Annotated in this window: 17 protein-coding genes, 1 tRNA gene and 1 pseudogene; 5 read left to right on the top strand and 14 right to left on the bottom strand. The window is 46.2% G+C overall.

Features of this window, described 5'->3' with window-relative positions; translation table 11 throughout:
* The 3 genes and pseudogenes from B5D40_RS12400 to B5D40_RS12390 all read right to left on the bottom strand — a co-directional run.
* Window positions 1–221, bottom strand: a pseudogene (locus B5D40_RS12400) (IS5/IS1182 family transposase); the annotation flags it as partial.
* Window positions 222–353: 132 nt separating this feature from the next.
* Complete coding sequence (locus B5D40_RS12395) at window positions 354–1,385, bottom strand: alpha/beta hydrolase (protein WP_078777156.1); 1,032 nt, start codon at window positions 1,383–1,385, stop codon at window positions 354–356.
* A 30-nt stretch (window positions 1,386–1,415) separates the two neighbouring features.
* Complete coding sequence (locus B5D40_RS12390) at window positions 1,416–1,655, bottom strand: hypothetical protein (protein ID WP_073305773.1); 240 nt, start codon at window positions 1,653–1,655, stop codon at window positions 1,416–1,418.
* 267 nt (window positions 1,656–1,922) lie between these two features.
* Here B5D40_RS12390 and B5D40_RS12385 point away from each other — a divergent pair, with 267 nt between their 5' ends.
* Complete coding sequence (locus tag B5D40_RS12385) at window positions 1,923–2,381, top strand: hypothetical protein (protein WP_073305775.1); 459 nt, start codon at window positions 1,923–1,925, stop codon at window positions 2,379–2,381.
* Here B5D40_RS12385 and recF read toward each other — a convergent pair.
* The 5 genes from recF to B5D40_RS12360 are packed head-to-tail and all read right to left on the bottom strand — an operon-like array spanning window position 2,378 to window position 7,426.
* Entirely contained in the window at window positions 2,378–3,487 is a 1,110-nt protein-coding gene (gene recF / locus B5D40_RS12380) for a DNA replication/repair protein RecF (protein ID WP_078777154.1), read from the bottom strand. The two genes, B5D40_RS12385 and recF, sit on opposite strands and share 4 nt — an antisense overlap.
* A 6-nt stretch (window positions 3,488–3,493) precedes the next feature.
* Window positions 3,494–4,147 (bottom strand): TetR/AcrR family transcriptional regulator, encoded by a 654-nt coding sequence (locus tag B5D40_RS12375; protein ID WP_078777153.1) that lies wholly within the window; start codon window positions 4,145–4,147, stop codon window positions 3,494–3,496.
* 27 nt (window positions 4,148–4,174) lie between these two features.
* Window positions 4,175–5,197, bottom strand: a complete 1,023-nt coding sequence (locus tag B5D40_RS12370; RefSeq protein WP_095849553.1) for a PorV/PorQ family protein — start codon at window positions 5,195–5,197, stop codon at window positions 4,175–4,177.
* Window position 5,198: 1 nt separating this feature from the next.
* Entirely contained in the window at window positions 5,199–6,785 is a 1,587-nt protein-coding gene (locus B5D40_RS12365) for a hypothetical protein (RefSeq protein WP_078777152.1), read from the bottom strand.
* Between the two features lie 8 nt (window positions 6,786–6,793).
* Complete coding sequence (locus tag B5D40_RS12360; protein ID WP_078777151.1) at window positions 6,794–7,426, bottom strand: LolA family protein; 633 nt, start codon at window positions 7,424–7,426, stop codon at window positions 6,794–6,796.
* A 75-nt stretch (window positions 7,427–7,501) separates the two neighbouring features.
* On the opposite strand from B5D40_RS12360, the gene B5D40_RS12355 reads away from it, so the two are divergent.
* Both B5D40_RS12355 and opgC read left to right on the top strand, forming a co-directional pair.
* On the top strand, window positions 7,502–8,629 hold the full coding sequence (locus B5D40_RS12355) for a hypothetical protein (RefSeq protein WP_143394441.1): 1,128 nt from the start codon (window positions 7,502–7,504) through the stop codon (window positions 8,627–8,629).
* Between the two features lie 2 nt (window positions 8,630–8,631).
* Window positions 8,632–9,717 (top strand): OpgC domain-containing protein, encoded by a 1,086-nt coding sequence (gene opgC, locus B5D40_RS12350; protein ID WP_078777150.1) that lies wholly within the window; start codon window positions 8,632–8,634, stop codon window positions 9,715–9,717.
* Here opgC and B5D40_RS12345 read toward each other — a convergent pair.
* Both B5D40_RS12345 and B5D40_RS12340 read right to left on the bottom strand, forming a co-directional pair.
* The gene (locus B5D40_RS12345; RefSeq protein ID WP_143394442.1) at window positions 9,658–11,076 is read right to left on the bottom strand and encodes a hypothetical protein; all 1,419 of its coding nucleotides are present in this window, start codon (window positions 11,074–11,076) and stop codon (window positions 9,658–9,660) included. The two genes, opgC and B5D40_RS12345, sit on opposite strands and share 60 nt — an antisense overlap.
* Before the next feature lie 414 nt (window positions 11,077–11,490).
* A complete protein-coding gene (locus B5D40_RS12340) occupies window positions 11,491–12,261 on the bottom strand; it encodes an RsmB/NOP family class I SAM-dependent RNA methyltransferase (RefSeq protein WP_078777148.1) in 771 nt (256 codons plus the stop codon).
* 78 nt (window positions 12,262–12,339) lie between these two features.
* Between B5D40_RS12340 and feoB the strand changes: the two genes are divergently transcribed.
* Together feoB and B5D40_RS16540 are read left to right on the top strand one after the other, a co-directional pair.
* Window positions 12,340–14,685, top strand: coding sequence for a ferrous iron transport protein B (feoB, locus tag B5D40_RS12335; protein ID WP_078777147.1), 2,346 nt, complete (start codon window positions 12,340–12,342; stop codon window positions 14,683–14,685).
* Window positions 14,622–14,834 carry a FeoB-associated Cys-rich membrane protein gene (locus B5D40_RS16540; RefSeq protein ID WP_078777146.1) on the top strand — a complete coding sequence of 71 codons (213 nt, stop codon included), beginning with the start codon at window positions 14,622–14,624 and terminating at the stop codon, window positions 14,832–14,834. The genes feoB and B5D40_RS16540 overlap by 64 nt, the downstream gene beginning before the upstream one ends.
* A 169-nt stretch (window positions 14,835–15,003) precedes the next feature.
* Here B5D40_RS16540 and B5D40_RS12325 read toward each other — a convergent pair.
* The 4 genes from B5D40_RS12325 to B5D40_RS12310 form a co-directional block, all read right to left on the bottom strand.
* Window positions 15,004–15,074 (bottom strand) — tRNA-Gln (locus tag B5D40_RS12325).
* 29 nt (window positions 15,075–15,103) lie between these two features.
* Window positions 15,104–17,425, bottom strand: a complete 2,322-nt coding sequence (sppA, locus tag B5D40_RS12320; protein WP_078777145.1) for a signal peptide peptidase SppA — start codon at window positions 17,423–17,425, stop codon at window positions 15,104–15,106.
* Window positions 17,426–17,497: 72 nt separating this feature from the next.
* Complete coding sequence (locus B5D40_RS12315) at window positions 17,498–18,346, bottom strand: hypothetical protein (protein WP_143394444.1); 849 nt, start codon at window positions 18,344–18,346, stop codon at window positions 17,498–17,500.
* Window positions 18,347–18,378: 32 nt separating this feature from the next.
* The gene (locus B5D40_RS12310) at window positions 18,379–19,035 is read right to left on the bottom strand and encodes a hypothetical protein (RefSeq protein ID WP_078777143.1); all 657 of its coding nucleotides are present in this window, start codon (window positions 19,033–19,035) and stop codon (window positions 18,379–18,381) included.
* Window positions 19,036–19,795 lie beyond the last annotated feature (760 nt).

Below are 19,795 nucleotides of genomic sequence, written 5' to 3'. Positions count from 1 at the left end.
GATACGTTGCGGATGTGCTTCAGGATGATGAGCCCGGTCATAAGACGGATCGGCTTGTTTGGCGCACCCATCTTTTCGTCGAACAATTTGGAAAACTCGGTCTCGAACTTGTTCCAGTCAATCTTGTTCGCGAGAACGTAGAGGGGGTGCTTGTGGTTCAACTGCTCCTCAAGGGAACAGAAAAGGCTTGTCTGTGCGTGGGATTTTGGCGGTCTGTACATAAAAAATGCAAGGTTTTCAATCATATTTTAGAAATCCTTGCAATATTTTCACAGGGTAGAAATCAGTTTTTCCCAATAGTTATGCGGGCTGGGCGGGATTTTAAGGGACGACTATTTAAAAACGCCAAATCGCTATTCTACAGACGACTTGATTTTGCTATTGAGAAATTCAATCGTAACGTCATAAGCTTTTTGCCGGACGGGTGCAGGTGAAAGATACAAATCGTGCAAGCCACCTTCAATTTCCTCAAGTTCCACGCTATGCCCAAGATTCGCGCCATATTTACGGATATGAGTCACATTCAACACCGCATCGCAATGATTGCACTCTTCACTCCATTCGGCTTTGTCATAACTGCATCCGCTGTGCATCACAAGAACTGGAGGATCCAAACGAAGTCCTTGCTGCAATCGCACATGCCCCTGATGAATGGCTCTAACCCAACCTAAATCTACCGGCAATTCGCCAAGTTTTTTATAAGTCGTATCATAATTCCATTCACCTCCTTTGAGCTGATGGATAGATCGATCATAGCAATCGCTTTCGCTTTGAGGAACTCCCAAATTCGGAAAAACTCCTCCTAACGCCGAAAGAATCGGCAAAGCTATCCGTCGAGCAGCCCACGAAAAATTCATTGCTAAAAAAGGACTGTTCAACACAATGGCCGCAAAATCCGCTCCGTTATTGCGATCGGAAGCGTAAAGACTAGAAATGAGCCCTCCCGTACTATGCCCCAAAAGCACCAACGGAATAAAAGTCCCTTCTTCACGGCGAATTATCGATAACGCCGAATCCAGTTCTGCATAATATTCTGAAATATCTCGCAATTCCCCCATCACTTCGCCTTCACGATAAGAGCGACCGTAATGGTGCAAATCCACCGCATAAAAAGCATAGCCCGCCGCATTCATTTTTTGCGCCAATTCCCGCTGAAAAAAATAATCGTTAAATCCATGGACATAGAGAATCGCCGCCCTCGGCTTTTGAATTTCCCGACAAACAGACGAATCCGCATAGCGCACTAAAGTTGCCTGAAATGAATTCTGATTTCCAGCACGATAAGAAAAAATTCTGAAGGGTGCTCCCAAAAAAGGATCCTCTGTCCAAGTGGACGCCCCGACAATCGCCGACAACAAAAGAAGAAATAAAAAGAATCGTTTCATGGAAATAAATATAATTCTGAAATGTTCCAATTATTCCCAAGCAAGAATGGGAAAGGAGTCGTTTTGCTTGGAATCATAAACAAAATCTTCGCCCAGCAATTCGGCAAAATCAGCGGTTTGCATTTCTTCAGCAAATCGAGAAGTCGCATTTCCGCCACTATTGTTAAGTCCGAAAGGTTCCAAATTTCTTTGTTCCAAATAATAGAAATCCGCCATAGTTGTATTGTAGTTGTAACCGATGACAAGTCCCACAAGGCTATCGCCATCCACCGTACCTTTGCTGTAAGCATAAGTTGTAAACGCTAAAGTAAAACTAGAAAATCTGAAAGCAATTCACAATAAGGATTATTCCGTTGTGAAAACATTAAGAGCGGCCTAGTATTACTAGAGTCGTTCTTTTTTGTTGAATGAAGAATTTTTTCCCTAATTGATTCGGAAAAATTAAACTCCTTGACGGACTTCGACAAAAATTATTATATTACAAGAAACTTTGAACGTCACTAAATCCCAGTGGCGTTCTTTTTTTTTGGAGGAAACATGATTTATTTGGGCAACCAAGAACTTTGGAAACAACCGAAGATTGCTTTTTTTGCATCTCGCAAAGCCAATTTTAAATTCACTAAAAAAGCGATTCTTTGGGTTCAAGAAATTCCTAAAGACGTCTGCTTTATCGGTTCCTTTCATTCTCCAGCAGAACAAGCCGTGTTTCGCCATATTTTAAGAGCGGGCAAATCCGCCATTTGGATTCTTGGCAAGTCCATTCCCGAATTTTTAAGCAGAGACGAGAGCAAAGCTCTGGACGAAAATCGCCTGTTGATTTTTTCTCTTGTCAAACGAGAGCGCTTCAAAAAAGCGACCGCACATTGTGCAAACGATTTTGCCGTCGCGCACTCCCAAGCAATTGTCTTTGGACAAATTGCCGACAACAGCTTTCTTTATCCTTTTTACAAAAGGCTGAAGGCTTCGCGCCCGCAAGATGTTATACGGATTTGCTAATCGCCCATTTCAATTTTTTCATCAGCACTAAACGGCAAATCCTCAATACGCGGGGTTGCGACAAAAACTTGGCATTTTTTTTCACGAATGACTCCGGCGACGGCAGCGCGACGATTTTTGTCCAATTCCGCAAAAATATCATCCAATAATAAAACCGGTTTTATTAAATGCCGACTCGCCAAATCCGAAGCCGACAAGCGCAAAGCGATTGCAGCACTGCGGCATTGTCCCTGAGAACCGGAACTTCGCATTTCATGTCCGTGCAAAGACAGCAACAAATCATCTTTATGCGGACCTGAAAGCGTCAATCCCTGCATACGTTCCGAAAAGTCCAGCACTTCTAGTTTATGCGCAAAAGCATCGCGCAAAATTTCTTCCGATAGCTCCTTTTCCCTTAAAAAATCAAATACGGCACTTTTGTAAGAGACCGCCACTTCATCGCCAATACCGGCGAGCATTTCATAATACCGAACGATGAGCGGCGAGATTTCTTGAACAAGCGCCATTCGCTCCATCCAAATTTTTACGCCCAAATCCATCAGTTGCTGAGTCAGCACAGAATGCACTTCTTCTCCGCCAACGGCTTTGCCGATTTTATTCAGTTTTAGCCACTGGTTGCGTTCCGCAAGAATTCGACGATAGCGTCGCAAAAGATCCGCATTGCGCACATTTTTAAAACAGAGAAGTTCATCCAAATATCGCCGTCGATTTTCCGGCGCGCCACGCACCATTTCCAAATCCGCAGGCTGCATAATTACAGCCGGTATTTCTCCAAAAAAAGAAGCCGGACTTTTACAAAGGATTCCATCCTTTTTAACGACAGTTCCCGTATTTCGATTCAAAAGCAAAGCTCGTGCGAACACGCGATCCGATTCTTTCGACTCCGCCAATTCCCCCCGTAAAATCATTTCCGGTTCATTCCAAGAAAGCAGATCCGAAAGGGAATGCGTCCGAAAAGAAAATCCTTCACACAGCAAATGAATGGCTTCCAAAAGCGTCGTTTTCCCCGTTCCATTTTTCCCAGCGATAACAGTAATTCCATCGCCGAATTCCCAACGGCCTTCGTGTAAATTTCGCAAAGACGAAAGGAAAAGCGAACGTATCATAAAATACTATCGCGTTTTTAAAATGCCGTGAAGAACCAGATCCTGAATGCGTTGTTTAAAATGATCCAGCGGAACATCTTTCCTGCTGGCGATTTTAAAGGAATGCGCATCGATTACTGCTCCATGAAAAATGGAAAATATCAGATACGCCGTCGAATTGACATCCTCGATTTGAAAATCCCCTTTTTTAACGCCATATTCCAAAACCTGACAAATGTAGGAATACCCGGGATTCAAGATGTTCTTAACATAAAAGTCCGCCAATTCCGGGAAATTAGACACTTCGGCAACGGCGAGTTTCGGAATGCCAGAAATTTTGCTGCTCCCTCCGACAGCTTCCCACCACTTGTCGATTAAAATATTCATCAACCCTTCCGCGCTGCCTTCATACGTTTCTAAAATAGCGTCGCTAGCCGAGAAAATGGGATTTAAAGTTTTCATCACCACTTCCTGAAGAATCGCTTCCTTATTTTTGTAATAAACGTACAAAGTTCCCGGAGTTACACCGGCTTTACGGGCTATTTGGCTCACTTTGGTAGCAGAAAAACCTTGAGCAACAAAAAGCTCAATGGCTGCATCTAAAATTTCTTGAGGGCGGTCGTCTTTTTTTCTTTGCCAACGCGGGCCTTTGATTTCAGGATTTTCCATAGATTCTACCATAATGAAACAATATAGTTTTTTATTGCACTATATCCAGCCGCGGAATCCAAAGCTGAGCGGGTTCCATAATTCCGCTTCGGATTCATAGACCAGAGCATAATCGATTTGGAACTGATAACGACGTTTGCCGAAGCGCAAACTGAAATTGTAACCCAAGCCGAAAGTGTAATTTCTATCATCAAATCCCAGCCGTACTAAAGCTCCCTCCAACGCTTCCCATTCCATGCCAAAACGTCCCGTCCAAATATGATAGTCCGGGTCAAAGACAAGAAGAGTGTCGGCAACTTGATAATCGAGTGCTTCCATCCATACAGAAATGGGCCGATTCAACAATTTGGTGTGATAGCCGACGGCAATTTGTAAAACTTTGGGGCGCACACCTTCGCTCTGCTCCACAGAATTATCGTTTGATGCATTGCGAGTCCATTTGGCCGACAAATTTTTGCTGAAGCTGAGATTCCGGATCACCACCGCAGTGGACCAGTGTTCGTTCCATTCCCGCTGCCAGCCGAGATTCAGCACAACAGGGCTTTGGTAAGAATCGACAAGATCAGCTTCTTCATAATCTCCGGCAATGTCCAGATTATCATAGCTCAAAGCTAAAGAAAAACCGATGCCATCTTTTCTGGTCAAGCGATAGCCGACACCGAGATACGCCGTAATAAAATAGGGCTGCGCATTGCCAACGGTTTCATCATCGCTGTTGATGACATCAAAGTCCAAGTCAGTTCGATAAAGTGCTGCAGCACCAATTCCCATACGATTTCCGACTTTAGTTTCTATGCCCAGCGCTCCGCCTGCGCGATCCAAATCCCTTTTTTCTGCTGCAAGAGAATAACCAACGCCGTTTCGAAATCCAAGCAAAGCCGGGTTGAAATACGCCGCCGGCATAGACGAAGTATCAGCGGCTCCGATGTTTCCCCGTCCGAGTTCACGACCGCCAGTTCCCATACGTTCCACAAATCCATCCATACCACCCAAATTGGCTTTTTTTTCGCCAAAAGAATACGCACAAAATAACGAAAGCAAAAGAATTATCACTCGTTTCATTTTACTTTCCTCCCAGGGTAATCGCCTTTCCCCAACCGACATGACCGTGGTTATCCTTTACCCGAATGTAATAGATTCCCATCGCAACGGCACGTCCGGCATCATCGCGGCCATTCCAAAAATCTTCTGTAGCAAGCGAGCTTCGTGTGGTACTTGCAGGCCTTTCTGCATTTTTTACAATGGTGCGAACTTTACGCATATCATAGCTGAACACTTCAATGGTAATTTTCGACGGTTTGCTTACTTTATACGAAACCAGCGACTGATTATCTGCGCCTATAACCGACGGAATCATACGAATCGATCCCAAATCATTTTTAACCGCGGCCTGATTCATGATGTGCGTCCAACTTTTTCCCGTATCGGCGGAAACCGAAATGCCTGCGCCATTTGTGCAAGCGACAAGCCCCATTATTTTGGACGTGAGCGGGAACGCTGCCACCGAAGTAATTTCCACGCTGCGATCCACAACACCGGCATTCAATCCATACAACCATTGATCATCATCGTCAAAAGGAATCGCCCCGATGCTATCCAATTTTAAAAGTCCACTGGAACTGCCTTCTACCGCTTGCACAGACAAAAATGCCTTGTCTCCAATAAATGCAACATGACTTGTGGTGAAATCGTTTTTGTCATAGATATTTTTCTGCACCTTTCCCGCCGTATCCCGAAAGACGACTTCCGCAAATGCCTTGCCGCCATACGAACGCCACAGTTTATCTTCTGTGCTGGATTTATAACGTTTGCTGGTTTCTACAATAATTTGCTCCGGAGTACCGCCAATCCAAACGCCCGTTACCCGAGCCGTGTCCAATGCACGAACACCAGAGGCAGACAATTTGTTTTTCGCTTCGTCCCATATAAAAAGTCCGCCACCCGTTGCCAAATAAAACATTCCCTCCTTCGTTTTGGCAATTCCATAAACCGCAGGATATTTCACCGAATCGACAACGGTCGCCGCCTTAAGCGAATCCAACCGCTGCTCCTTTTTATTCAAAACGAAATGCGTCCGCTTGGAAGAATGGATTCCCGTGCTAATATCCTCTTTTGAAATTCCGTAAATGCCACGAGCCGTCCATAGTACACTCGAAACCGAATCGTATAAAAACGAGGAAATCGCATGAGACATGGTCGGCAACTCTGGGAATTGACCTTTTGGATTAGGCAAGTCCCGAATGGAAACCGCATTCGCGGCGCGAGCACTAAAATATCCCTGCGGATCCCAAAAGCCCGAATCGCTTTCCGCAATCAAAGGAACGACAAAACCCAGTTTCCCAGCTAAGGTAAACGGCGTCCGCCGATGTTCCGCCGTAACGTCGGTAAATAAACCGTCCTGCACCGGAGTCAGGGAATCGGGCAAAATTTCCGTAAAGACGATGGAATGCGAAATGGACGAAGCTGAAGCCGTCAAATTGACCAGAGTGATTCCGCTACCCGCAGTTCCCCGGCTCACAACCCATACGCTTCCCGTCGATGACGCAGGACCCGCCGCATAAGTAAAATTGCTGACGAAGCTGTCGTCTTTTGAAAAGAGGAGTGAAACCAAAAAAGCCAACCATAAAACAGATTTTTCAAAAGAATTCATTTCACCTCCTAACGCATATCAATAACGTCAATACCTTTTTCCGGTTTGAGTACAAAGTCATCTTTGTTTACTTTGTTCTGCCGCTTTAAATTCAAAATTTCATAAGTCGAAACATTGCCCAACCGATCTTCTGTCACTAAACGCACAGGGGACGCGTCCTTTGCCGAAAGCCAGACTTCCATCCCTTGAAACTCCTTATCGTATTGAGATGCGTCCAACACAATCACATTTGTCTTCTGCCCATTCCATTCCTGCTGTTTCATAGAAAGCGGTTTGCATTGCAAATACTTAAACAATAATTCGGAAGGATGCACGTTGCTTTCCATATCTTCCAGCAATTTCAACAGGACTTGCTTTTGCTCTTTATTCCACTGCCAAAAATTTTTGCCGTCCGAATAAATCGCCATGCCCGCCATGCGCAAGCGGAACATATCTCCGGACGTGACCAGCAAATCACCGCTCTGAAATCCAGATTCCGGAGAACCGGCATAATCCACTCTCGCTCGAAAATTGAGAGACCACGCTTTTCCAGAATCAAACCATTTTTTGGAAAGAGCCATCACGGAATCTGCGGGGCCGGCAAAAGCATTCACAGACAAAACGACGCAGAGAACAGAAAAAAATTTTTGAAAAAGTCCCATAATACGGCTTAATTTACAAAAAAGCCCATTCTTGAAATGGACTCTTTTCCCGTATATTTCTATTTTGAAGCCCAAATGTGTTTTTACGCAAAGGAATCTATGATCAAGCATTTTAGCCTTTTTGTTCTTGCCGCCGCAGTTGCCGCCTTCGCTGTCGATGTAGAAGTTCACGGCGATATCGACGCCGATTTCGCCTCTTATTTTGACAAGGACTTCAGCCCGACCAACGCCGCCAATCAGGACATTAAACTGGAAGGCAAAATCTTTTTGGATGAAAATGTTTCCGTCAGCATTTTTGGCAGATCGCACAGTAATTATATCGGTGCAGACGGAGAAACGGAAACGTCGATGGTGCGGCATGAAAATCGGGCAACGGCAATGGGCGACGATGAGAATCGCTGGACAGCATTCAATTTTGACGGCATTCAGCTCGCTTGGCAATTGACTCCGCTCGCCAGAGTCGTCTTTGGAGACCTCACTTACAATGCAGGAGCATTCTCCTATTACTTTTGGCGAAATACCGAAGACTACGCCGTTATTCTTCGCGACCAGAATATCCGCGGTGTGGGATTTGAAGTGGAAAACGGCAAGGCGTATATCGGCGCAACCGAAAACAATTCCCATTCTTTGGCGACATTCCTCACTTACAGCTTCGACCTGATATCCAAAACCGAAGAACGCTTGACGATTACCCCGAGCTTCGACTGGGTTTTCGGCAAAGAAATCAGCCGCTCTTACACTTATGCGTTGGGAACCGAAGTGCAATACGCCAAAAGCACAAATGTTTTCAACTACGGTATCACCGCCACTTGGGGAACCCACCCTTACAAGGGACACGGCATCCACACATTTCTTGTAGAACCGTCTTTTAGCTACAGATTTTTCAATTTGGCGGCAAGCTATTACCAAGCGCTTCTCGCCGACAAGGATTCCTCTGTGGTAGATCAGACTTTTTCCGAAGACGAACGGATGTTCTACATAGAACCGTCCTTGGATTTGCATAAAAAATTTTCCATGGGATTCGCTTATGAATTTCATGACCCCAGCAAAGAAATCGACGGAGACAGTCGCCATTTTTTGGGACCGTCTTTTTATCTCTACCCGACTGTAGAAGCGGAAATCATCTTCTGGGCAGGCTATAACATCTGTGGCACAGGAGCAAATCATATTTCGATGGGCATGAGCGGCCACGTCGAATTTTAACCGTGGCCCATTCCAAACGCATCCAATCCCTCGACTCTATTCGGGGGATTCTTTTATTGCAGATGGTTCTGGATCATTTTTCCGGACCCATTTCCCATTATCTTTATCAATGTTTTGGATTTTTCTCGGCGGCAGAGGGCTTCTTTTTTCTTTCCGGCTTTGTCGGAATGCTGGCCGTTATCAGCAAAACTTCCCGTGGAGAAAATTCCTGTTGGATGTTGCGACGCGCTTCCCGCATTTGGATATACCATATTCTTTCTGTATTGGCACTGGCACTCGCGGCATTTTTCTTTTTCCCGAAAATTCGGCATTTTTTTAGCGGGCTGTACGAGCATCCTTTGGGCGGATCCACGCTGGCGGCTACTCTCATTTATACGCCTGAATGGCTGGACGTTCTTCCGCTCTACGTCATTCTGCTGGCCATCGGCTTTTTTGCCCTTCCGCAAATTGCTAGAGGGCGTTTAAAACAGGTCTGGGCCATTTCTTTTTTGATTTGGATTTTTGCACAAGGTCCGCTTCGCAGCACATTTTTGCAGTTCGTTCCTCATTGGGCCTATCCCGGTTTTTTTGATTTTTTTGCTTGGCAATTTATCTATTTCTGCGGAGCAGCAATCTGTGCGCTTTGGAAATTTCAAAAATCTCCACTGAAAACAAATGGGCAAATCTTAGATTGCATTTTTCCCATTTGCATTACATTGTGCGTATTTTTATTTCTTTGGCGGCACGATGCGCTGCCTATTCCACAACCCGACGAATTCTGGATTTCAAAAGAGCATCTCGGTTTGTTGCGATTTATTAATTTCCTTGCCTTCGTGGGAATCATTTCTTTTGTCATTCGCCACAAGCCTCTCTGGCTGGACTTTAGCTTTTGCCGCATTCTCGGCAGGCACAGTCTTGAAATTTACAGCGTTCACACTCTGCTTGTCTATCTATGGATGGCAACTCCAGCGGCAATTCAATATCGCTCGCCGTTTAATATGATGGCACCAATTCTTTGCTGCCTACTTTTAATAGGAATCGCCCAATTTTTAGAACGCCAGAACAAAGCCGGTTACAAACAAGCCCACGCCGACAACGCCAAATCCTAGCCCAATCAGCCCTTTCGTATCGCCAGAATCGTTTAAGTCTTTGTTCTTCTTAAGCAATTTTTGCGTATCGGGACTTTCAAATGCGCTCTTGTTATAAGCGGATTTTTTATCAGCGGCGTCACTCCAGTCCCTTTCCGCCAAATACCAGAACACACCGCCAGCAATAATCGGCGCAATGGAACTCCACAAAAGCCCTCTCCCGATTCGACGCTTAGCGCGTTCCCGATCATATTCGCGCTGCATTTCCACAACGCTTGCATTATCCACAGCTTCCAATTCGACGTAAACCGGATTCGGCATAAATGCTTTCACTTCGACCGCTAAAGCCGTATCCAAATAACCCACTTTTCGCAAATAGATAATTTTTTGCACCGACGGTTCCGTTTCAATAGCCACATCGGTCAGATATTCAGGCAAAATGCTTTCATTCGGCTGCTCATCTACATAAACTTCTACGCCATCAGGAATTGTCGCCACCGTCAATTTCGTTGTGGGACGCTCCACTTCGATATGCACAACATTCAGCGAATCCGCATTGATTTTAATGGTTTTGGAACCCCACCAGTCCACGCCTTTGAGCATTTTGCGAACCGACACGGTGTATTTGCCCGGTTTGATTTTTCGAATGGTATCGGGAGCAAACAATTCCAGCGATTCCCCATTGATGTAAATTTCGCAACTATCCGGGTAGGATGTGACTCGCAAATTAGCATTGCCGTCGGGATATATCGGTTCTTCTTCGTCGTCAAGTTCCGGAAATACAAAATCGGATAAAGAAAGATTGACGGCTTCCCCCGATTCCAAATTCGTCATGCGCATCAATTCGTACTTGAATATCTTGATATACTTTTGTTCAATGGGAATAGCGGCGATTTTATCCAACGAATCCTGCCTTTCCACGGCACGAATAGAATCGGAAACCGCAGCAATGGAATCAGCCATCGCTTTTTCTTTTGCCAAAGAATCTTCCATCGCTTGTTTTTCCTGCGCAAGAAGAGCCGCTTCAAAATCCGAAGCGGCGGCAATTTTCGCACTATCCGCTTGCGCTTTCGCCAAACTATCCGCTCGCGCAAGGGAATCCACCCGAGCAAGGGAATCCGCCACCATCGCGGAATCCTCGGCAGCTTCCAAGGGATTCAAGTTCTGATCGGATTCCATATCTCCCGTTTGATTTTCCTCTTCCACGGAATCCGGTTCTAGCTGTTTCAGCAGAGCCTCATCCTTTTTTTGAATTTCCGCAATTTCCGCAGAATCCAAAGGCAACAGATAAACGGTATCCTTGGCGATTTTTACAAACTTGGCGTCTTGCTCCACCGATTCGTTAGCAAGCACATAACGAACCGGAACGTCTCTTGCCATTGCAGCGGAAGTCAAGCACAACAAAGAAAAAAAACAGAAATAAAAAAAAGATTTCATACGACTCTAAAATAATTTAAATCTTGTGAATAAGGGCGATAGAATTTTCCACGAGAATCTTTTTTGCCCTCAAAGAAGCTCTCGACGAGAAAATTTCATAGCATTGACTACTGCAACATTTACGCCACAGAATGGGAAACGCGGTCGCCGACATAAATCCAGGAATTGAATTCTGGCACCTCTAAAAATTCATTTTCAAGAAATCGGTTGTTTGAGGACTCGGGATTAGTGGTTACAGCCCTTCAGCTAGTTCGACAATCGGTCCTTAAGCCTGCCGAAGGGAAGTAGCCGCTTGTCGAACGGATTCAACTACAATTGACGAACCTGTTGAACTACGGATGGTCGGAAGATAGTTCTTTATGCGATTTTCTCCAACTTGGCGCAATAGATGGGACCTCGCCCAGCGCACTTATCCGGAAGCATTTGCACGCCAAATTCCGTCACATCGGTTCCAGAAATTTCTGGTTTCAATTCCAAAACATGAACACGGCCTTTGCGCTTTTTTAAAATTTTACGGACAACATCGTCATTCTCCATTTTTGAAAGCGCACAGGTGCTATATATCATTTGCCCGCCGATTTTCAAAGCATCTACGGCACTCGCCAGCAGGGAACCCTGCGTCACAGCAATATGCGCAATCCGCTTGGGGGTCCATTCCGCCAGATATTTTTCGCTTTCCATCACGTGCCTTTCCGAAGAGCACGGTGCGTCCAAAAGAATGCGGTCAAATTCATTTTTGCGAAACAGACCGAAACGAACGCCGTCGTATCCCGAAACTTTAATGACGGACGCCAAATTTTCGGGAAGGGTATTTTCAATATTGTGCATTAAACGCTGACGTCTGTCCGGAGAACGATCATTCGACTGAAGCGAACCTCGGCCCGCTAAAGATGACGCCAAAAGGAGCGTTTTCCCGCCAGGAGCCGCACACATATCCAAAACATCCATTCCCGGCTCTACACCTAACGACCGGGCTGCAAATGCAGAAGCCTCATCCAAATAATAAGGTTCTTTTCCCGGATACTGTATCGTTTCGTAAACGGATTCTCCTCGAAGCGCAGGCAAAAGTTCATCCCAGCGGTCGCCAAAATAGGCAGAGAAAAAAGAGTAAAAATCTACGGCAGCCATAAAAACAAATGTAGAAACCACAAGGCATGAAAGAGCTTTCTATATTTAAATCAGTTTCATTTTTTTTGAGGCCGCTTGATGACATCGCTTCGCAAACTCAAAGTCGGTCAAAGTGCCGTCATTCGCTCCGTCGGAGGGAAAGGCATTCTGCGTCAGCATCTTTTGGATATGGGCGTTCTTCCCGGTGCCGAAGTTACCGTCACCAAATTCGCCCCTATGGGCGATCCGATGGAACTGCAAATTCACGGATACGAATTGACCCTTCGCCTGATGGACGCTGCCCGAATTGAAGTGGAACCGATTCCCGCACGAAGTAAACTGCATCTTCACGCAAGAGAGAGCAAAAAATCCGTTCATCCGGGAATTGGCGAAGAAGGCTTCTTTCATTCCGAAAACAACGCTTCGCCGCTGCCGGCAGAAACCCCATTAAAATTCGCATTAGTGGGCAATCAGAATTGCGGCAAAACCACTCTTTTCAACAAATTAACCGGAGGAAATCAACACGTTGGCAATTTCCCAGGTGTGACTGTTGATAAAAAAGAAGGGCGCATTCGCGAGACAACAAACGCCTCTGTGGTCGATTTGCCCGGCATCTACTCCATGTCGCCCTATTCCAGCGAAGAAATCGTATCTCGAAATTTTGTGCTGAATGAAAAGCCGCAGGGAATTATCAACATCGTCGATGCGTCCAATATCGAGCGCAATCTCTATCTGACCATGCAACTGCTGGAAATGAACGTTCCCACCGTCGTCGCCCTCAACATGATGGACGAAGTGACGGGAAACGGCGGATCCATCGACATCAACGAAATGGAAGCCCTGCTTGGCGTTCCGGTCATACCGATTTCGGCAATTCGCAATCAAGGAATTGAAGAGCTGATTTCCCACGCCCTTCACGTCGCTCAAAACCAAGAACGCCCACGCCATCAAGATTTTTGCGATAAAAATCAGCACAACGGAGCCGTTCACCGCTGTCTGCACGCCGTCATCCATTTGATAGAAGACCATGCTGAAAGAGCAGGCTTGCCGATTCGCTTTGCCGCGAGCAAAGTCGTCGAAGGCGATGAACTTATTCTTGAGCAGCTCCAGCTCGATGCCAATGAAACGGAGATGCTGGAACATATCACAGCGCAAATGGAAAAGGAACGAGGCCTGGATCGCAGCGCAGCCATTGCCGATATGCGGTTTGAATTTATTCAAAAGGTCTGCGAGCAAACTGTCATCAAACCGGTGCAAAGCAAAGAAAGCCGCCGAAGCCTTTACATCGACCGGTTTCTCACCGGCAAGTTTACGGCCATACCATGTTTTATCGCCATCATGCTGAGCGTTTTCTATTTGACGTTCAACGTCATCGGCGCATGGTTACAAGAGTTCCTGGAATCGGGCATTGATAAAATTACGGCTTGGACAGATTCTGCATTAACAGCTCTTCACGTTAACGCGACAATCCATAGTCTGGTGGTGGATGGCATTTTGGTCGGCGTCGGTACCGTTCTCAGTTTTTTGCCGATTATCGTCGTACTTTTCTTTTTTCTTTCCCTTTTAGAAGATAGCGGCTACATTGCCCGCGTCGCTTTTTTCATGGACAAACTATTGCGAAAAATCGGACTTTCGGGAAGAAGCATTGTCCCGATGCTCATCGGTTTTGGCTGCACCGTTCCCGCGGTGATGTCCACTCGCACATTGCCTAGTGCCCGCGATCGAAAAATGACCATTCTTTTAACGCCGTTCATGAGCTGTTCGGCAAAACTTCCCATTTACGCTTTTTTTGTCAGCGCCTTTTTTCCGGGGCACGGAGGCCTTGTCATTTCCATCCTTTATCTTTTGGGAATTCTATTCGGCATAGTCATCGCCCTGATTTTCCGCAAGACCCTTTTTCGCGGAGAACCCGTTCCCTTTGTGATGGAGCTTCCCAACTACCGACTGCCTGCATTCCGAAACGTTCGCCAGCTTCTGTGGGAAAAAGCAAAAGATTTTTTGGAGCGCGCATTCAGCATTATTCTTATCGCTACGATTCTCGTCTGGTTTTTGCAGAGCTTCGATTTGCATTTCAATATGGTGGAACATTCCAAAGACAGCATTCTCGCCGCCTTAGCAGGATGGATTTCACCGCTATTTGCCCCTCTCGGTCTAGCGGACTGGAGAATTTGCACAGCTCTCATCAGCGGATTTATGGCCAAAGAATCCGTCGTTTCCACGCTGCAAGTCCTCTTTACCGAAGATGTGAAAAATGTTCTTTCAGCCTTAAGCGCCGCCACTCTTTTGGTTTTCTGTTTACTCTACACGCCTTGCGTTGCCGCCATCTCTGCCGTCAAGCGTGAACTCGGAAAAAAATACGCGCTCTTTGTCGTCCTTTTTCAATGCGCCATAGCCTGGATTGCCGCATGGAGCGTAAAAACATTCCTTTCTGCAATAGGATTCTGATGAATTTCTGGGACATTCTCATCCTTTTCATCGTTGCCGCCGCTTGTGTTTTGGCTATCCGAAAAATCGTAAAAAATCGGAAAAACGGGAAAACTTGTTGCGGAAATTGCAGCCGTTGCGCCCAAAATTGCCGTAATCGGAAAAATTAAAGGCCACCTCTAAAAATTGCTCAGGTGAAGTGGTTCGGCTAGTTCGACAAGCTCACTAACCAAGGCTCAGGGACCGTTGGTTGGAATGAATTTTAAAGGGAGCCTAAACCAGCCGTCCGTTTTTCATTTAAAAATAAGAAAGGCCGACGAAAAAACCGGCCTATCCTTATTGAGCTACCAGGATTCGAACCTAGACAAACAGATTCAGAATCTGTTGTGCTACCATTACACCATAGCTCATCGGTGCGGACATAATTTAAATAATTTGCTTAAAACGGCAAGGGTGGAGCCACAAAAAGAGCCCAAACTTGCGTTTTTTCTATCGAATTTATCCAATCCGCCAAATGGATTCCGTCCGAAAAGCTGCGAGAGAGGTAGGATTTATCCGAAAGAATCGACCGAAGAACTACCGGACGGCTTTTCGAAATTCCCGCAAACCTCTTTGCTTCCTGCACAGCAAGATCCAATCCACCAATTTTCTGAACAAGCCCGTTACGCACACCCTGACTCCCCGTAAAAACTCGTCCTCCGGCCAGACTTCGATCCAAAGAATCCGTGGAAAGCTGCGTCGCTCCACTGACCACGTCCAAAAAATGCCCGTAGAAAGTGTCCAAATAATTTTGCAAGGCCACTTTTTCATTCTCTGTAAATTCCCGCCCGACTCCTTCCGCATCGGCATGTTCGTGTGATTTCACCGATTCCATGCGCAATTTCAATTTATCCAAAAGTCCTTTTGCACTCACTTTCCCGCCAAAAATGCCGATACTGCCAACGATGCTCGATTTTTCCGCAATAATTTCATTCGCCCCGCAAGCAATCATATAACCACCGCTAGCACCCATATCTCCAATGCTCGCCACCACGGGCATTTGGGTTTTAGAAATCGTCTGCAAACGATGCCAAATCGCATCCGCCGCTTGCGCCGAACCGCCCGGACTGTTGATTCGCACAATTAAGGCCGCATATTCAGGCGACTTCATCAACCAGCCCAAAGCTTCAAGAACTTCAGCCGACCCCGTACTGCGCCTTCCCGTTAAAGGGTCATAACCGCCGTGGCCATCAACAATAGAGCCTTCGATATTCAAAAGGGCAATCTTGGAACGCGGGCGCCAGTCCTCGTCAAACAAGCGCACACCTGCTCGAGGAACATAATCGGCAACCCGGACAAAAGGAGCATCCAGTCCGTAAAGCGTTTTCAGCGCATAAGGAGCGACCTCGTCCAAATACAACAACGTATCGACCAAACCCGATTTTTTTGCGTCGGAAGCCAGTAAGCTGGGATGTTCCTGCAACGAATCCAACACGGCGGTATTCGAAATGCGACTACGCGCGTCTTCCGTTATTGAAGTCCACCAATCCTGATAAAGCTGCGTGTAATTTTCCCGCGCCTCCGCACTCATCGAATCTGCGGTCCATGGCTCTACAGCCGACTTGTAAGCCCCATGCCGCAAAAGTTCCACCTTGACTCCCACCCAATCAAAAAGGCCTTTGTAATACAGCACTTCGCCGCCAACCCCGCGATAATTTACCCGCGCCAACGGTGAAAGAACCACTTTTGTCGCCGCACTGGAAGCAAGAAGCGTCGCTGGCCGCAATTCATCTAAATAGGCAACTGTCGTTTTTCCTTGCAAATTCAACTTGATAATTCCCCGCTCGATTTCCTTGGAAATCGCCGCTCCCGCCTTGTAACCCGTAAAATCAAAAATAATCAGCTGGGCGCTTTTATCGGCAAGGAGCAAATCAAAATTTTCACGCAAAGATTCTACGCTCAAAGAGCGGCTTCCCAAAAGCGAAAATCCGGGCTCGGTTTCGGTGAGCGGCATCGAAAGCGGCACCCGAACAACTCGAGAAAGCATATACGGATCCGCGACTTTGGCTTTGTGATAAGCTATAGAAAAATGTCTTGGCTTCCAATCGTCATCCACAGCGATCGTTCCTTGGAAGGTACGGCCAAAAGCGTGCGATGCAAAAATCCGACATTCATCGTCGCCATGAAGAGGAATCTGCACACCCAAATTCAAAAATCCCAAATCCGCTTGCACCAGCAATCGATGCGTGTTCTTGTTTTCTCCAGCGTAACTGACCGACATTCCTTCAAGCAAGCGCAAAGTCGCCCCGTATTCCTGAATTCGCCTTTCTTTTTCCGGTCCAAACTGCAATGCGTGTCGGCTGTTAAATCCCAAAGCCAAAAAATGAAAAGGACGAATCAAAACGCCTGGTGTCGCCGAAAAATCCGTTCCTCGAAATGCGGAACTGCGAAAAGCTCCCGCCGAAAATCCCAAAAAGGCATATCGATCCAACAAAGGCAGAGAAGCTATCAAATTCCATCGAGATTCATCCACTTTTTCGTAATCCGAACGGTAACTAAAAGCAGCACCGAGATAATCGCCGCTCAGACCGGTCGAAAATTCATAAACGTCCTCTTTGTCTCGCCCGAAATTCAAAATGGCTCCAGGCGAATCAAATGCAGAAAGCCCCGCCGGATTTCCCAAAAGTCCGTGGGAATTAGGAACGGAGGGAAATTTCCATTCTCCCGGCAAATAAGCCAAAAGCGCAGAGGCGAGAACAACAACAAGCAATACGATATTCATGGCAAAAATATAACACCACTAAAGAATTTTGTCGTATCCGCTTTCAAAAAGCGATTTCCAAGCACTCAACAGCTAATATGCGGCAACCGATTCACAAGGGATGGTCAAAGAATAACCCGCACCATTCTGCGCTTCCACCGTAGGCTCCGCCGTTTCTCCCGCGGACAGTTCTTTTGTCGCTTCCGTCCAGCCGTTGGACGTCACATCTTCCGACCAGACAACTTTGCTCAGTCCCGCATTATTTTCGCCGACACAGCCCGACAAAGTCCACTTGGCACGCGACTGCGCTTCTACAGTTCTTGATTCGGCTTTGCATTCGCACCCCAAAAGCATCGGCTTTCTCACGAACAATTTTTCACAAAAAATCGTATCGCCGCCATCAATCGTCAACTTGGCATCGTACTCGCCCGCTTCCGGGTAAGTGCCCGAAGCTGAAATTTTACCTTTTCCAGAAGCCTTTCCTTCATAAGAGCCGCTAATGACCCATTTAAATTTTGCGTTTTCCGCCAGCGTTTTATCTTCGGGGCTTTGCTGAGAAAAAATCCATGTGGCCGAAGTTCCCATGATAATGGTATCGTTTTGCGGAGCACAAGTCCCCACAATCGTGATTTCAGCATCTTTGCTGGACGACGAAACCACCGAACTGCTGGATTTTACTGAGCTGCTAGACTTCGCAGAACTAGATGAAAATTCACAGGAACTCACGTCGGAACTGCTATTTTCCGATGAACTGGAGTTTTCTTCAAACGAGCTTGCAGGAACAGTCTCCATGAACGAAGAACTGGACTCGTAAAAAGACGACATTTCCACAGCTGAACTAATCGTTTCCGCAGAACTCGAATCCTCAATCCCAGAAACCGCCCGCAAATCCGTATCGTCACACGCGACAACACCAAAAAGGAAAAATAGCGCAGTGAGCAAAAAATTTTTTCTTATCTTTTTCCCAAAAAGCATCAAAACCTCAACCCCCAAAGAGTTGTCCTAAAGCCAACATTCCAAGCCCTGCTTTGCCGCTCATTTCCATTTACACGAAAAGTCAAAGGCTTTGTCAAATCATACATTCCAAACAGAGAAAAATCCAACGATACGAATCCCACGGGAATGCGATACCCTAAAGAAAATTCCAAGGGAACTTCCAAATCCGTTTTCAAAGACCAGCGAATATCTTGCGTTCCATCCGATCCTTCGCACAGTGTTTTCGATTTTCGAAGCGGGAACATCCATGAAGAACCGATTTCGGTCCAAAATCCTTCCAAAGAATTTTCCTGCAACCGAACAGCGACCCCGCCGCCCAATCGCCAAAAGCCTTCATTGATCGTCGCTTGCGTTCCTTCACTGACATATACCGCCTGGTATTTGCCTAAAGCCGAAATCCGAAAAGCCAAATGCCCTATTCCCCAAAGCGAAGAAACACCAAAACCAAATTCCGGTGCGCGAATATGATCTTCTTCCAATTTAACGTTCCACAATCCGAACGCTCCTTCCAGCGACACTCCTAAATCTACCGATAGACGGTTTTGTAAAGAATCAGCAACTTCGCCCGAAGCGCTTGCAAACGCCAATGAAGACAAAAGAGCTATTCCACAAATGATTCTGACAGCGTTTTTCATTCCATTTTGGAATATATTTTCAAGACAGGGCTAAAAAAAGCAAAAAGATTTTAGGATTGTTACAAAAAATTAAAAAACGGGGATTTCGTAAAAGTTTCTGAACAGCAACACGTTTAACATTATTTTGATCGAGCTTGGATAAATTGGGTTTCTGACGCTACTTTATTTTGGGAATTTATATACAAAATTCCACCCGATTTGCTTGGTTGGTGTGCTTCGACAGGCTCAGCAACCGGTTGTCGAACCATGGTTAGCAACTAGTGATCAGGAGGAGGTAGTTGGGAGTTGGGAGTCGGAACTGATAACTGATAACCGAGTTTCCCCTTTCGCGAAGTAACATATCTCATTCCGCCCCAGAATCTAAAATTTCCCACAGCAAAGCGTGGCGGGGGATAGGGTGAAGGGGAAAGGGGCTGCTCATGAGTCTTAAGAGTTTTACTCTTTTAGACGAATTGTCCCTGGAAGGGAGCCTTTGCAAAAGCGTGCAAGGCGAATGTTGCGCCGCAAGCTTGTTTGCAGGCATTATCTTCGAGGAGACTAGTAGTATTCGTCATTGCGTACCCACCAAGGAGAAAATCAGTCATATTTGAAAGCGACCGTCATTGCGAAACCCGGAGGGGTGAAGCAATCCTTTCCCGCTGACAAGATTGCCACGTCGCTACGCTCCTCGCAATGACGAGGTGCCAGCACAGATTGCTTCGGCTTTGCATCCCTGAAACTTGGAATCTTTGATTCCATAGTTGAAGTATCCCTGAAAGGG

This window comes from Fibrobacter intestinalis (genome assembly GCF_900167415.1).
Lineage (GTDB): Bacteria > Fibrobacterota > Fibrobacteria > Fibrobacterales > Fibrobacteraceae > Hallerella > Hallerella intestinalis.
The sequence above is the reverse complement of the archived record's forward strand: the minus strand, read 5'-3'. Positions and strand labels throughout refer to the sequence as shown.

Excerpts from the sequence above, each read along its gene's own strand:
- B5D40_RS12310 (WP_078777143.1), bottom strand. The coding sequence starts at position 19,035 with ATGAAAAACGCTGTCAGAATCATTTGTGGAATAGCTCTTTTGTCTTCA.
- B5D40_RS12365 (WP_078777152.1), bottom strand. The coding sequence starts at position 6,785 with ATGAATTCTTTTGAAAAATCTGTTTTATGGTTGGCTTTTTTGGTTTCA.
- B5D40_RS12340 (WP_078777148.1), bottom strand. The coding sequence starts at position 12,261 with ATGGCTGCCGTAGATTTTTACTCTTTTTTCTCTGCCTATTTTGGCGAC.
- B5D40_RS12370 (WP_095849553.1), bottom strand. The coding sequence starts at position 5,197 with ATGAAACGAGTGATAATTCTTTTGCTTTCGTTATTTTGTGCGTATTCT.
- recF (WP_078777154.1), bottom strand. The coding sequence starts at position 3,487 with ATGATACGTTCGCTTTTCCTTTCGTCTTTGCGAAATTTACACGAAGGC.
- B5D40_RS12395 (WP_078777156.1), bottom strand. The coding sequence starts at position 1,385 with ATGAAACGATTCTTTTTATTTCTTCTTTTGTTGTCGGCGATTGTCGGG.
- B5D40_RS12375 (WP_078777153.1), bottom strand. The coding sequence starts at position 4,147 with ATGGTAGAATCTATGGAAAATCCTGAAATCAAAGGCCCGCGTTGGCAA.
- sppA (WP_078777145.1), bottom strand. The coding sequence starts at position 17,425 with ATGAATATCGTATTGCTTGTTGTTGTTCTCGCCTCTGCGCTTTTGGCT.
- B5D40_RS12345 (WP_143394442.1), bottom strand. The coding sequence starts at position 11,076 with ATGGCAAGAGACGTTCCGGTTCGTTATGTGCTTGCTAACGAATCGGTG.
- B5D40_RS12385 (WP_073305775.1), top strand. The coding sequence starts at position 1,923 with ATGATTTATTTGGGCAACCAAGAACTTTGGAAACAACCGAAGATTGCT.
- feoB (WP_078777147.1), top strand. The coding sequence starts at position 12,340 with ATGACATCGCTTCGCAAACTCAAAGTCGGTCAAAGTGCCGTCATTCGC.
- B5D40_RS12355 (WP_143394441.1), top strand. The coding sequence starts at position 7,502 with ATGTGTTTTTACGCAAAGGAATCTATGATCAAGCATTTTAGCCTTTTT.
- B5D40_RS12360 (WP_078777151.1), bottom strand. The coding sequence starts at position 7,426 with ATGGGACTTTTTCAAAAATTTTTTTCTGTTCTCTGCGTCGTTTTGTCT.
- B5D40_RS16540 (WP_078777146.1), top strand. The coding sequence starts at position 14,622 with ATGCGCCATAGCCTGGATTGCCGCATGGAGCGTAAAAACATTCCTTTC.